Source organism: Alteribacter keqinensis, from assembly GCF_003710255.1.
Taxonomy (GTDB): domain Bacteria; phylum Bacillota; class Bacilli; order Bacillales; family Salisediminibacteriaceae; genus Alteribacter; species Alteribacter keqinensis.
This window is the reverse complement of the sequence record NZ_RHIB01000002.1, coordinates 747,619-761,151: the sequence shown is the minus strand read 5'-3', so window position 1 is coordinate 761,151 and position 13,533 is coordinate 747,619. Positions and strand designations below refer to the sequence as shown.

Here is a 13,533-nt window from a genome sequence, read left to right as displayed (position 1 = left end):
GAATGAAAAAGGTGCGCTTTTATAAGTCAATTCACGTAAAGATCGTTATTATTTACGTGCTTTTGATTTTAATAGCGATGCAGGTCATCGGTGTATATTTTTCGCAGCAGCTTGAAGACAGGCTGGTTGAGAACCATAGTGAGATGATAAGTGACAGAGCGAACCTTCTGGTCTATAACGTTCAGCAGGAGATTCTTGAGGAGCGGGAAGAGGGCGATGAAAGTCTTGAGAGTGATATTAATAATGTTCTTGATCAGCTCTTTGATATAGCCAACGCAAAGGCCCAGGTTGTGGATTCAAACAAAACCATTATCGGCACTTCCGAACAGGAGGAGCGTATAAGGCTTGAAGGTCAGCGGACGACCAACATGCGTATTACACGGACGCTTGTCACAGGACAGGGCGATACCATTCCTATGAGGCGTGAGCTTGACGGAGACCGGGTTTCAGTTATTACCGAGCCTGTGTTTGATGTGGAAGAAGGCCAGGATATTATCGGGGCCATTTACATTGAAGCCTCTTTGGAAGATATTTATGCCCAGGTGCAGCAGATTAACCAGATTCTTATGACAGGTACGGTCATTGCCCTTGCGATCACCGTTGTCCTTGGTGTGCTTCTGGCGCAGACCATAACAAGACCGATTGTAGACATGAAGAAACAAGCACATGTAATGGGAAAAGGGGATTTCTCCAGAAGTGTTACAGTTTACGGAGATGATGAGATCGGTCAGCTTGCCCGTGCTTTTAACAATCTGACAATAAAACTCCAGGACGCTAACGCCACGACAGAAGGGGAGCGGCGAAAGCTTTCCAGCGTTCTTACTCACATGACAGATGGGGTTATTGCAACGGATAAAAACGGAAATGTGATTTTGATGAACCGTCGTGCAGAAGAGATGCTGGAGCGCACTCAGGAGGAGACCCTCGGTGAAAAACTGACGGATGTACTGCACTTAAAAGGGGTTATGAAGATGGAGGATCTGTATGATTACAACGATCCGCTTCTTCTTGACATGGATACAGTGGAGGATGACTCCTTCTTCGAGGCGCATTTCTCTGTTATTTCAAAAGAAAATGGTGAGCAAAACGGGCTTATTGCTGTATTGCATGACGTAACGGAGCAGGAAAAAGTCGAACAGGAGCGCCGTGAATTTGTAGCAAATGTGTCGCATGAGCTCAGAACGCCTCTCACTTCCATGAAAAGCTACCTGGAGGCGCTGGCTGATGGCGCACTGGATACGGATGTGGCACCCCGTTTTATTAATGTCACGCAAAATGAAACCGAGCGGATGATTCGTCTCGTTAATGATTTACTGCAGCTGTCAAAAATGGACAGTAAGGACTACCAGATGACGATGAATTCCATGAACCTTACATCATTTGTGGAGCAGGTTCTTGACCGCTTTGAAATGTCGACAAAAAACCAGTCGATTACATTTAAGCGTAAGCTCCCCGATGAACCGCTGTTTGTTTACGGTGACCGGGATAAACTGACGCAGCTTCTTGATAACATCGTATCCAATGCCGTGAAGTATTCACCTCAGGGCGGTACGATTACATGCAGTGTGAAAGTGGAAAAAGGACGCGTGATTATCAGCGTGCAGGATGAAGGAGTCGGTATCCCGAAAGACAGTATTCCGCACGTGTTTGACCGTTTTTACCGAGTGGATAAAGCAAGAACAAGGAGCCTTGGGGGAACCGGACTGGGCCTTGCGATTGCCAAAGAAATTATCAACGCCCACGGCGGCGATATCTGGGTAAGCAGTGAGTGGGGCAAAGGAACACGAATGTCGTTCAGCCTGCCGGTTCCTGAGGAGGCAAAAGAAGCATAATGGCCATGGAACATTTTAAAACCGTCCTTCTTTGGATTCTCATTCTCACAAGTGTGGGTCTGACCTATTCAATCTGGACCTTTCAGCCTGATTACAGTCCTCTTGGTTCGTCGGAAACAATTGAAAGTCCTGATATAGGAGAGCAGAAGTCATTTTCTAATTTTCTTATGCCTGAAAGTATAACTGTTCATGAAAATGATATTCATTACTGGCTGGCTCCCGGGGAAGAGCGCTTTATGACGCAGATCGAAGCGATACTTGATTTTGAGTATGAGCGTGTGCTTGATATCTCCAGGAGGGAAGTGCCGCAGCTGAATCAGCCGGCCCGGGCGCTGGATTTCAAGTTTAAATCTCCGATCCCCGGAGACGTGATTAATGAGCTTTTCGACTTTGGGGAACAGTCAATGGGAATTACATCAGTAGACAGGATCTATCTGTCAAGGTCCAATACATCGTCAGCGAGTGAAGTGGTTGCCCGGTTTATTTCCTATGCAGATGAAGAAATCTATCAGGTTGATGCCAATATCAGCTATGAACAGCTCGTTGCCTTATATGAAGGAGAACGAGAGCACCTTTATGAAGCGGAAGGTCTTGAGTTTGAAGAAGGAACGTACGGCAATTATGCCTATCTCCCTCTTGAACCACCGCCAATGAGAGAGCTCACATATAACTGGGATTCGACTTCAGAGCAGGATATGCGCACGGTGATGTTCAGCGATCCTGATTTTGTAACAGAGTACCAGCGGGGTGCAACCGTTCGTATGTATTCAGATGGAAGCCGTTTCCTTGAGATCACCCGCCGCGGAAGTGGAAACGTAATGAAGTTCGAGCATCAGCGTACAGGGACTTTTGATGAGGATGAAACAGATACCCACGTATTAATTGATGCATTGGATTTTATCAATACCCGGGGCGGATGGACCGAGAGCTATACCATCGATGAATGGCAGCATGGTTTTAACGACACGGTTTTGTATCGTTTAAATATGGATGAGCTTTCGGTCCTTGCCGGATCATCGAATCAGGATCTGTACTTTACGAAAGAGATAACCCGTTCGGGCAGTCAGATTACGAAGTACGAGCGTCCTCTATTCCGCCTTGACGGGCAGTTTGATCAGGATAAGGTTACACCTCTTGAATCACTTCAAGAAGTTCAGTCCTATTTGGAACAGATGGAAGAGTTTGATCCCCGCAGTATTGAAGATATGCGGATTGGTTATTACATGGACAGTTCCAGTAACTTCATGATTTTTTATCCGGACTGGTTTATTAAACGGGGGAACTGGCAGCGGTTTAGTGAAATCCGGGAAGAGTATGAGAACCGTGAAGATGAGGAAGTTGAAGAAGAAACAGAGGAGGAGGCATAGGATGGACTGGAGCAGAGCAAAAACAATCCTTATTGTTACGTTTTTCTGCCTGAATGTGTTTCTGGTGTATCAGCTGATCGAAAAGCGCAGTGATTCAAGCCAGTTAGGCGTGATGGCCCAGCCCAGCTTCCAGGACCTCCTCCAGAACCAAAACCTTGAGATTGAGCTTAGTGATCCAAGCCGGACACCAACAGGCTATCACGTAACTGGATTTCCAAGAGCGTTTAATGAAGAAGAAGTGAAGGTTGATTACGAAGGTCAGGAAGTGGAGATCGACCGGCAGGAGTATGAAATTGTCGTTGAGCTTGAGGAGCCCCACAGGCTGATTCCGAGCAATTTGTCCGGAAGTGTAAACGCCTTTCTTGGAGGAAATCTCTTAAACGGTGATGAGTATGCCTTCGGGTATTTTAACGAAGAAGAGGGTTATATCCGCGCTTTTCAGACTCACAAAGATGAGCTTTTACGTTATTTAAGCGGAGATTCCCATGTGAAGCTTGAAGTGAATGAAGACATGGAAATTGAGCGGTATTCACAGCGTTATCTCGACCTCACGCCGCAACTGGAACAGGAGCAGGAGCTGATTTCACCTCTTCAGGCAATTGAAGCGCTTATTGAAGCGAACCTGGTCGGGACGGACCTGACGATCGGTGATGATGATGTTGAACTGGGCTATTATAATGTCTATCAGAATGAAGTGAGTGCACCGGAGTTTTACGCACCGATGTGGCGTATTATGCTCGATGACCGTTACCGTTATGTGAATGCCCTTGACGGGGATGTTGTGCGAAACCGAAATGACTGACTGGAGTGACATACAGCATGAGCTTACGATTCAGTGTGTTGGCCAGTGGAAGCACAGGCAACGCAATTTATGTTGAAACGGACAATCAGCGTGTGCTTATTGATGCAGGTTTGAGCGGGAAGAAGATGGAAGCGTTATTTGAAAAGAATGACCTTGATCCGTCTTCCCTTGACGCTCTGTTCATCACTCATGAGCACAGCGATCATATTAAAGGTGCCGGTATTTTTGCCAGGCGCTATCAGCTTCCCATCTATGCGAACGCAAAAACGTGGAACGCCATGGATGCCATGCTCGGAAAGCTTTCACCGGATCAGAAGTTTCATTTTGAAGTGGAAGATACGAAAGTATTCGGCGACATGGATGTTCAATCCTTCGGTGTTTCCCACGATGCGGCAGAGCCGATGTTCTTTACCTTTGCCCACGGCGGACGGAAGCTGTCGGTCATCACCGACACCGGCTATGTGAGTGAGCGGATGAAAGGGATTGTGGGCGAAGCCGATGCATATGTGTTTGAGTCCAATCATGATATGAACATGCTGCGTATGGGACGGTATCCGTGGAGTGTGAAGCGCCGGATTCTGAGTGATCTCGGTCACGTATCGAACGAGGATGCAGCACATGCCATGGCGGATATTCTTGATACGAACGATAAACCGACGAGCATCTACCTTGCGCACCTGAGTAAAGACAATAACATGAAAGACCTTGCCCGTATGACGGTAAAACAGACGCTGGAGGAAAGAGGCTACCAGGAAGGAGGGAAGTCATTAAAGCTCTATGACACCGATCCTGACCGCCCTACAGCACTGACGACCGTCTAAGCAATGAGCAGAACCTCTGTCCTCCATGGAAAGGACAGGGGGAAAGCCATTGCTTTTTTTATACCCTTACGCCATTTCGTAAAGCTCCGCTGAACGCCATCCGCTCGCTTTCCGCGGCGGTGCCGGCGAGCCTCCTCGGGCTCTGCCCTGCGGGGTCTCTCCTGGCCCCCAATGACGCAGGAGTCTCGCTTTTGGCGTTCAGCTCGCTTGACAAAAAAGGAAACAGTCCTTCACATATAATAAAAATTTTCACTAACTAAGATGTATGCTTATCTATTATAAAAACCGATTTGTTCCGAAAAAAAGAGTATTGATGACGAAAAAACCAGGTGCCGTTATACTGGGAGAGTACAGTAAAAAAAACAGAGCGGCTATTCGACAAGAGCAACGCTGTTTTTTACTTTGTGTCGTTTTTCTTTATTCCCTGAAATAGTCTAAAATTCGTCAAAATGGGAAATCGTAGTTGTGTATGGAAAATTATCGAAAATAACCCGTCTGAATAGACGGGCAACGCTGGATTTTATAAAATATAATCAAAGTATGAGTGATTGGACTCGGTACTTTTCTCACCCGTGGTGGGAGGTTCTTCTTTACAAAGAAACAGAGTTTATAAAGGAGGGTCAAGGAATGGGGTATTACGATAATCATACACAGTCCCGCAGCAGCAAGGAAAAGCGGTCTTCAAAAAGGACAGGCGCTGCTTCTTTTCTGGGGGCGGTGTTTGGCGCACTTCTCGTTGTATTTTCAGTCCCTGTTCTGGCATCCAACGGCTTTTTGCCCTACGATGTGGTGCCGAAAACAGCGGGAAATGAAGAAGCTGTGGAGACGATGACAGAGAGCGGGGAGTCCGTACCTGAAATGCAGGGCGTAAATGTAGCCGTGACTTCTGAAGTCATTGAAGCAGTTGAACAGGTAAACGATGCGGTAGTAGGTGTTGTAAACATCCGTCAGTCATCTGGCGGCGGTTTTTGGGAACGCGGCGGTGAAGGTACAGGATCAGGCGTCGTGTATAAGAAAGAAGGAGACGATGCCTTTATTGTAACCAACCAGCACGTGATCGACAGTGCACAGGAAATTGATGTGACTCTCTCTGACGGCTCGCGGATTCCTGCAGAGCTTGTTGGAGAAGATGCCCTTACAGATTTAGCTGTACTTAAAGTAGACGCAGACAAAGTAGATACAGTTGCAGAGTTTGGCAACTCTGATACATTGCGGCCGGGAGAGCCGGCTATTGCGATCGGGAACCCTCTCTCCTTTGAAGGATCGGTGACACTGGGTATTATCAGTGCCGTAGAGAGAAGTATTCCGATCGATACAAGCGGAAACGGGCAGCCGGACTGGAATGCAGAAGTGCTTCAGACCGATGCAGCCATCAACCCGGGTAACAGCGGAGGTGCCCTGTTAAACATACAGGGACAGGTGATCGGCATTAACTCTATGAAGATTGCCCAGCAGTCCGTCGAAGGAATCGGATTTGCCATTCCGACTGCGATTGCAGGTCCGGTCATTGAAGATTTAGAGGAGTTTGGAGAAGTGCGGAGACCGCAAATAGGCGTCTTTATCCGATCGCTTCAGGAGATTCCGAGCTTCCACTGGCATGATACACTGGGACTTCCTGAAGATGTGACCGGCGGTGTGTATGTAGAAGGGACAACAGAAGGGTCCCCTGCCGCTGATGCAGGTATGCGCGAGGGAGACGTGATTGTGGCCCTGGACGGGGAAGAGGTTAAGGATACCCACGACCTCCGGAAGTTCCTGTATACAGAAAAATCGATCGGCGACACAGTGGAAGTGTCGTTCTACCGTAATGGTGAAGAACAGCAGGTTGAAATGACACTGGAGCAGCAGATTTCTTAGATATCAGGACCAGGAGATAAGCGTCCCCTGGTTCTTTTTGTTGTCCGTTAAAGATTGGTGTCGAGAGGTCCTTACAGGATTTTATGGATAGTCAGGTCGTTCGTCAGACTTTACGCTGGATGGTCTGCCCGATACCTTGGCTTTGAACCGATCTTTCTATACAATAGAGAAGGTATGAATAAGTTATCCATAAATGTGGATAAGTTATATGGATATCATTTCCCATATCTTCTGCAACCTAACGGAGAGTAAGGGTTTACAACAAAAAGTTATCCACAGAACCGTGTTGATAACTGAATATAAAGAACAGAAAAACAACGATACAGGAGGACTAGATGATGTATTTCAGCTGCAGTGAGCACATAGATATGGCAATCGAGGATATTGTCGATTATTACGCTCTTCCACCAAAAATCGACAAACTCACAGAGGAAGAACAGTTGTCCACAGCTTGCAAATACTGTGATAGCAAGGCTTTGTACCGAATCGACAAATAACTCCACAGAAAAACTGTGGAAATGTGGATAACTATTGTGGAAAACTATTCTGAGAGGGGTTATGCACCTGTGAATATCACCATCGTAACCGTCGGAAAACTAAAAGAGAAGTACTTAAAACAGGGAATTGCCGAATACACCAAACGCCTGTCGGCTTATGCGAACGTTCAGGTTGTGGAAGTTCCTGACGAGAAAGCACCTGAAAACATGAGCGAAGCAGACATGCAGATCGTCAAAGAAAAAGAGGGAGCGCGGATCTTAGGGAAAATCAGCCCCGACACCCACGTAATCGCCCTGGCGATCGAAGGACAGAAATGGACGTCGGAGCGCCTCGCCAAAGAAATGGATAACCTGGCCACCTACGGCAAAAGCAAAGTCGCCTTTGTGATCGGCGGATCAGTCGGTCTGAGTAATGAGGTCTTGCAGCGTGCGAACGGGAAGCTGTCGTTTTCAGATATGACATTCCCGCATCAATTGATGAGGTTGATTTTAGTGGAGCAGGTGTATCGGGCGTTTAAGATTAATCGGGGGGAACCGTATCATAAGTAGATGAAGTTTTAAAAAAAATTTCGTAAGCGCAAAATAGGGTAGACAAGTTCCAAAGACCTGACCAAAAATTCACTTTCCTTACAAATACACTCTATATTTTTCATAATCGGGAGATACTCCACCTTCATGATTGGAAATTTAATTTCCGACCTCCATGAGTATTTTATTAGACATAATAAGTACTGAGCTCATTCACATTCCTGTTTGATAGTTTTTTCACTCGTATTACTTTCTCCTTTAGTCTACCTCGTTTCCGACTGCATATAATCCAATTTCCTTGTTCTCTCCTATTAAATATTCCTTAGTTCAGCTGTTTCTCTTAAAACTGAAGCGTCAGTGTTCTTCCTATATTAGTTTATTTATCATTTATTGGAACGGAAAAAACAGGACCACATATAATGATCAGAACTAAAAACAAAGGAGAGGTCAGTAATGATTCATCCAGACACTGAGCTTCGCTATGTAAATGATGAAATAGGGTTTGGAGTGTTTGCGACAAAGTTCATTCCAAAGGGAACAATAGTATGGGCACTAGATGATTTAGACCAAGTGCTCGATCCTTCCTTCGTTGAGAGTCTTGATTATCAAAGGAGAAATCAGGTAAAAAAATATTCGTATCGAGATCATAAAGGAAGATACATTCTTAGCTGGGATTTAGGACAATTTGTAAATCACAGCTTCAAAGCGAATTGTATAAGTACGCCTTATGATTCGGAAATTGCCATCAAAGACATCGAACCAGGGACACAGTTAACGGACGAGTATGGCTGTTTGAATTTAGAGGAGCCATTTGCATGTCTACCTGAAAAAGGAGTGGAGAGAACTTACGTATGTAAGGACGACTTACTCGAGTATTACAAAGAATGGGACCAATTGCTTTTAGATGCTTATCAATTTGTTGACAAAGTTGAACAGCCGCTTGGTTTCCTGATTCCAAGCGAGGATAAAAAGAAAATGAAACTTGCTGCAGAACAGAAAGAAGTAATTGAGTCAATAAAATCTCTTTACTTTGAAGACAAACCATAGGGGGAAGAGATGTCGTTTACTATTGTAAAGGCGATAAAGTCATCGAGACGCTCTCTTAGGATAAATCCTATTTTAGCTGATAAAATAGGCCTAAATAAGAAAAGAAAGAGAATAGGCATTTGTTATGGAAATCGTCAATATGAAGTAACAATGTATATAACTAAAAAGGTATCTAAGGAAGTTATTGAAATAGATCAAAGCAGTATTGATAAATTAATGATTGATACTTGCTATCGTTATAACTGCCAATATGAAGATGGTAAATTAATCATTGGTCCTTTAATAGGTCTACTATTCACTCATAAAAAAAGATTTTTAGAAAAGCGTTTATCTAATGAAGATAAGAAAAAAAGGTATGACGTCTATGCAAAAATGATGGAAAAGATAGGTGGGGTAATTTATTTTTTTGCAACGGATCAAATAAATTATCGAAAAAAACAAATAAAAGGGTATGTCTATAACAAATCTACATCTACTTGGGATGAAAAGGTTTTTCCTTTTCCGGGAGTTATTTATCGTAAGGTGTCCGTATCAAAGGAGTTAGAAAAGAAAATGAAAGGAAAGATATTAAATTCATATCGTTTTAATAAATATGAATTTTGGAAAATGTTAAAGGACCATGATAAAATAGCAAAACACTTACCTGAAACGACCAATGAGATTACAAAAAGCAGGTTAGACGATCTATTAAGAAATTATGATACAGTAATATTAAAGCATACAAAAAAGAAATTAGGATATGGAATCTACCTAATTACAAGGGAAAAAGATAACTATATCGTTACAAAAAACTTAACATATGACTCTATCTGTATATCTAATGATGAAATGGTAGAATTCTTAGAAAAACATAAGGATAATTCTATCTTTCAGCAATTTATTTCTTTAAAAACGTATGAAAATCGAAAAATTGACTATCGTTTAATATTCACAAAGGATGTAAAGGAAAAATGGGAATGTAAAGGTATTCTAGGTTGGTTAGGTGCTGTTGGAGGGTTTACCATTCATACGTTAGTTGAAACGAATGGGCGAACACTTGAAGAGATGCTTAAAATACAATTTGATTATACCCCAGAACAAATAGCAAGAAAGAAAGAGGAAATGATAAAAATTGGAAAGAAAGTTGCTGTGGCATTAGATGCAACTGAACACCTGTATATGGATTTTGGCTTAGATTTTGGGTTAGATGAAAATGAAAAGATCTGGATCTTTGAAGCAAATGTACACCAACAACTTTTGTCTCCTCTTTATCTTGATGACTATGATATGTTTGAACAAATTATAGAGTGTGTCATAAGGTATTTAGAGAAAAAAGCTATGAGCTAGCATTTGGATGTGCTAGCTCTTATTTTTTTATTAAGATAATTATACAAAGATGAACATAGTTACAAAGCGTTTATAAAAATGGTATTAAAAAATGTTCTTTATGTTGGTAGTTAGGAAAGTGAATTAGAAACCTTACTTAGATATAACACGGTGAACCTTGTCACAAATATTCATCAAGCTCATTTCCATAATGCTGTTCATCACAGTGACAAAAAGCTTTTATACTTTTAAACCATCTATAATATATTTTTATTTGCCTTCGGTACCAGATAAGCAGGCATTTCCTCGTCGAGCTCCCAGACAATACTCATTGGTTTACTTCCTGAATGCTTGATATACTTGGCTGTTCCTAAAAAGATAAAAGGGGACGCGATGCTTCCTTTTACTTTTTTGTATTCCCTGACAAACAGGGCAATTTTGCTGCCGTTTTTACGGTGGTGAATGTATCGTTGACTGGTAGGGCTTTCTTCACTTACCCGGCTTTGTGTCTGCCAGTGAAAGAGTTTCTCATTAATCGCATAATCCTCGTAAAGAGTGGAGGGGGAGAAGTCCTTTTCTGATTTGTTCAGCGTAATGAAGAAGATGTCCAAGTCCTTGTCTTTAAAGTGTTTGACTCCTTCACGAAAGGCCGGGCTTTTTTCCTCGCTGTAAAAATCAAATCCTGCAAGGATCTGGGCTGTTGAGTACTGGCTGTGAACCTGGAGCGGGCATGGGAACTGAAAGTTTGATTCCAGCTCAATTGTTTCCAAATTATCATAAAGGACAGCTAAAATCTGTTCTATTTCATAAACAAATCCCGGGTGTTCGAGAATTTTTTCTGTTCCTTCATGAATAGAAGAGAACCCTTCTTTTTCAGGATGACGTTGATAAAAAGAATAATAAAACATGTTGAGCATGAGTTCCTGTTCTTTACTCTCTATTTGTCTATCTTTAATATACTTTCTTAAAAATGCCAGCAGCTTCTGAGAATTCAGGTGAAGCAAGTTGGGGAGGCGGCTTGTAAGCCACTTCTCTTTTTCATAGTAAAAATCATCAATAAGTTCTGCTTCAGCTGACAGTCGAAGAAAGCTTCGATCCTTATTTCCGCCATAAAAATCATAGAGGTCAAGATGATAATGTGTAAGAACGTTATTCAGTGTTACAGGCCGGCCGGTATCCTGTTCAAAGGTCTTCAGCTTGGATATAAGATTGCCTTTCGTGTTTGTGGAAGAGCGAATGTTTCTTAGGATATATTCTTTAGCCTGCTTTTCCAGTTGAACAAAACAGCCTTTCGGTAGGTTGAAAAAGCCATTCTCAACATAGTGTTGAACGGAATGCTTTGAATTACCGATTAATGCGCGCAGCTTTTCTTCATAGGAATAGTTCAGGTGAGCTTGTCCGACGAAGTCCAAAACAGTTAGACACTCTTTATCTTCATGAAGCCGAAGACCACGGCCTAGCTGTTGAAGGAAGACAGTTAAGCTTTCGGTTGGCCTGAGAAACAGGATCGTATTAATTTCCGGTATGTCGACGCCTTCATTGTATAAATCAATGACGAAAATAAAATGAATTTTCCCGGATACAAGCATCCTTTGCGCTTCTGAACGAACCTGATGTTTTGAGCCTCCATGCAACGCGATGGAATGGATACCCGATTTGGTGAAAAAGTCAGCCATATACTCTGCATGAGTAATTGAAACACAAAAGCCCATTCCTTTTACATCACGGACATCGGTCACATATTTCTGGAGACTTTTGATGATCTGGCTGCTTCGTAAATCATTTGACGTATACACGTGCTCGAGAGCTTTTGTGTCGTATCCTCCTCTTGACCATTTGAGATCTGATATATCAACAGTGTCTGTTACACAAAAGTATTGGAAAGGACTTAAAAGTTTCTGGTTTATGGCTTCCGTCAGCCTCATCTCAGCAGCAATATGGTGATCGAAGTAAGGCAGAATACTTTTTCCATCCATCCGTTCCGGTGTTGCGGTCAGTCCCAGGAGAATGTCCGGTTTAAAATGAGTGAGCAGTGTTTGATAGGAGTCGGCAGCTGCATGGTGAAACTCGTCGACAATGATCATATCGTAAAAATCATGCGTGATGTGCTGGTGAAGCTCTTTACTGTTTAAACTTTGGATACTCACAAAGAGATGATCAAAGGAAGCAGGGTGGTGGGAGCCTGTGAGCATGTCACCAAAGTCCGTTTCCCGCAAAATCGTTCGAAAGGTTGCGAGACTCTGTTTCAATATTTCTTCACGATGAGCCACAAATAATAGTTTAGCAGGCCCGTTGGTTAACTTACGGTACCGTTTATAATCAAAAGCAGAAATCACCGTTTTGCCAACACCGGTAGCAGCTACGAGAAGGTTTTTATACCGGTGATGAACCTCACGCTCAACGTGAAGCTTCTCCAGGATCTCTTTTTGATAATAATAGGGCTGGATATCAAACAAGTATTGAACAGCGGATTCAGCAACAGAGGTGCATTTTTCCAGGGCCAGCTTCAATGTTTTTTGATCTTCCTTATTTTCATGATGAAATGCTTTAAACTCCCGGTCATTCCAGTAGCTTTCAAAAGTGGCTTCACATTTTTTCAGTACATCAAAAGAATCCTTTTCTGTTATTTTCAGATTCCATTCCAAACCAGAGGTGAGAGCAGGATTTGAAAGGTTGGAAGAACCGATATAAGCTGTACTGAACCCCGTTACTCTTTTGAAATGATAGGCTTTTGCATGAAGTCTCGTTCTTTTCACGTCATAGGAGATTCGGATGTCTGTGTTTGACAGCCGGCTGAGCTCCTGTATGGCTTTATAATCCGTTGCCTCCATATAGGAAGTGGTGATAACTCTGAGGCTTCCTCCATTTTCAGTAAAGGTCTTCAGTTCATCCAGAATAATACGGAGACCGCTCCATTTAATAAAGGAAACAAGCATGTCAATCGAATCAGAAGAGAGGATTTCTTTTTTCAACTCACCTAGCATATTTGGCTCATAGCTGGAACCAGTGAACAAAGAACTCTCAGATATCGGTGTTACTGGACGAACGATGGACTGCTTCTTTATACTTCTTGTGGTGTTTAATTTTAAATAAACATGAGTCAGCACTTCACCTTCTTCAGCGATCCGTAGAGATTCAAACTCCTCTTCATCCAGTCTTTCACTGAGAAGGTCAATCACTTCATTACAGGTTTTAATCTGCTTAAGTAATGCGTGGTTATCATCTTGTTCTTGCTCACGGACATGCTTCAAAGCTTTTCTAGTAACAGTGCTTATGTAAGAAGATAAGACTTTTCTTGCCTCTTCCACATCCAAAGGCATTCGACCGATATCAAAATCTACACTTGTATCAGTTAACTCTCTTTGTAGTTTCTGACTAATGATTTCCTCATAGATTCCTGGTTTCATTCTGGCAGTCCTTTCTATGAGTATGGATTTAATTGGTATCATTGTACCAGAAGTAGCATACTGTTCCAAT

The 13,533-nt window shown here is 42.8% G+C and carries 10 protein-coding genes; 9 read left to right on the top strand and 1 reads right to left on the bottom strand.

The genetic code is table 11. The annotated features are described in order from the left end of the window. Positions 1–2: 2 nt before the first annotated feature. The 9 genes from walK to EBO34_RS14965 all read left to right on the top strand — a co-directional run bounded on the left by walK (position 3) and on the right by EBO34_RS14965 (position 10,077). Positions 3–1,832, top strand: coding sequence for a cell wall metabolism sensor histidine kinase WalK (gene walK / locus EBO34_RS15005; protein ID WP_122899959.1), 1,830 nt, complete (start codon positions 3–5; stop codon positions 1,830–1,832). Then, positions 1,832–3,199, top strand: coding sequence for a YycH family regulatory protein (locus EBO34_RS15000; protein WP_122899957.1), 1,368 nt, complete (start codon positions 1,832–1,834; stop codon positions 3,197–3,199). Before walK ends, EBO34_RS15000 begins: the two co-directional genes overlap by 1 nt. A gap of 1 nt (position 3,200) precedes the next feature. Then, a complete protein-coding gene (locus tag EBO34_RS14995) occupies positions 3,201–4,001 on the top strand; it encodes a two-component system regulatory protein YycI (protein ID WP_183163894.1) in 801 nt (266 codons plus the stop codon). A gap of 17 nt (positions 4,002–4,018) precedes the next feature. Then, positions 4,019–4,822 carry an MBL fold metallo-hydrolase gene (locus EBO34_RS14990; protein ID WP_122899954.1) on the top strand — a complete coding sequence of 268 codons (804 nt, stop codon included), beginning with the start codon at positions 4,019–4,021 and terminating at the stop codon, positions 4,820–4,822. 627 nt (positions 4,823–5,449) lie between these two features. Beyond that, positions 5,450–6,679, top strand: a complete 1,230-nt coding sequence (locus EBO34_RS14985; protein ID WP_122899952.1) for a S1C family serine protease — start codon at positions 5,450–5,452, stop codon at positions 6,677–6,679. 335 nt (positions 6,680–7,014) lie between these two features. Then, positions 7,015–7,176, top strand: coding sequence for a CxxH/CxxC protein (locus EBO34_RS14980; RefSeq protein WP_249414109.1), 162 nt, complete (start codon positions 7,015–7,017; stop codon positions 7,174–7,176). 69 nt (positions 7,177–7,245) lie between these two features. Continuing rightward, complete coding sequence (gene rlmH, locus EBO34_RS14975; protein ID WP_122899947.1) at positions 7,246–7,725, top strand: 23S rRNA (pseudouridine(1915)-N(3))-methyltransferase RlmH; 480 nt, start codon at positions 7,246–7,248, stop codon at positions 7,723–7,725. Between the two features lie 432 nt (positions 7,726–8,157). Then, a complete protein-coding gene (locus EBO34_RS14970; protein ID WP_122899945.1) occupies positions 8,158–8,751 on the top strand; it encodes an SET domain-containing protein in 594 nt (197 codons plus the stop codon). 9 nt (positions 8,752–8,760) lie between these two features. Then, positions 8,761–10,077: a YheC/YheD family protein gene (locus EBO34_RS14965; protein ID WP_122899943.1), complete on the top strand. Its 1,317-nt coding sequence runs from the start codon at positions 8,761–8,763 to the stop codon at positions 10,075–10,077. A gap of 236 nt (positions 10,078–10,313) precedes the next feature. Here the strand turns inward: EBO34_RS14965 and EBO34_RS14960 are convergent, their stop codons facing one another. After that, the gene (locus EBO34_RS14960) at positions 10,314–13,463 is read right to left on the bottom strand and encodes a DEAD/DEAH box helicase (protein ID WP_122899941.1); all 3,150 of its coding nucleotides are present in this window, start codon (positions 13,461–13,463) and stop codon (positions 10,314–10,316) included. Positions 13,464–13,533: the final 70 nt, after the last annotated feature.

Excerpts from the sequence above, each read along its gene's own strand:
- walK (WP_122899959.1), top strand. The coding sequence starts at position 3 with ATGAAAAAGGTGCGCTTTTATAAGTCAATTCACGTAAAGATCGTTATT.
- EBO34_RS15000 (WP_122899957.1), top strand. The coding sequence starts at position 1,832 with ATGGCCATGGAACATTTTAAAACCGTCCTTCTTTGGATTCTCATTCTC.
- EBO34_RS14995 (WP_183163894.1), top strand. The coding sequence starts at position 3,201 with ATGGACTGGAGCAGAGCAAAAACAATCCTTATTGTTACGTTTTTCTGC.
- EBO34_RS14990 (WP_122899954.1), top strand. The coding sequence starts at position 4,019 with ATGAGCTTACGATTCAGTGTGTTGGCCAGTGGAAGCACAGGCAACGCA.
- EBO34_RS14985 (WP_122899952.1), top strand. The coding sequence starts at position 5,450 with ATGGGGTATTACGATAATCATACACAGTCCCGCAGCAGCAAGGAAAAG.
- EBO34_RS14980 (WP_249414109.1), top strand. The coding sequence starts at position 7,015 with ATGATGTATTTCAGCTGCAGTGAGCACATAGATATGGCAATCGAGGAT.
- EBO34_RS14970 (WP_122899945.1), top strand. The coding sequence starts at position 8,158 with ATGATTCATCCAGACACTGAGCTTCGCTATGTAAATGATGAAATAGGG.
- EBO34_RS14965 (WP_122899943.1), top strand. The coding sequence starts at position 8,761 with ATGTCGTTTACTATTGTAAAGGCGATAAAGTCATCGAGACGCTCTCTT.
- EBO34_RS14960 (WP_122899941.1), bottom strand. The coding sequence starts at position 13,463 with ATGAAACCAGGAATCTATGAGGAAATCATTAGTCAGAAACTACAAAGA.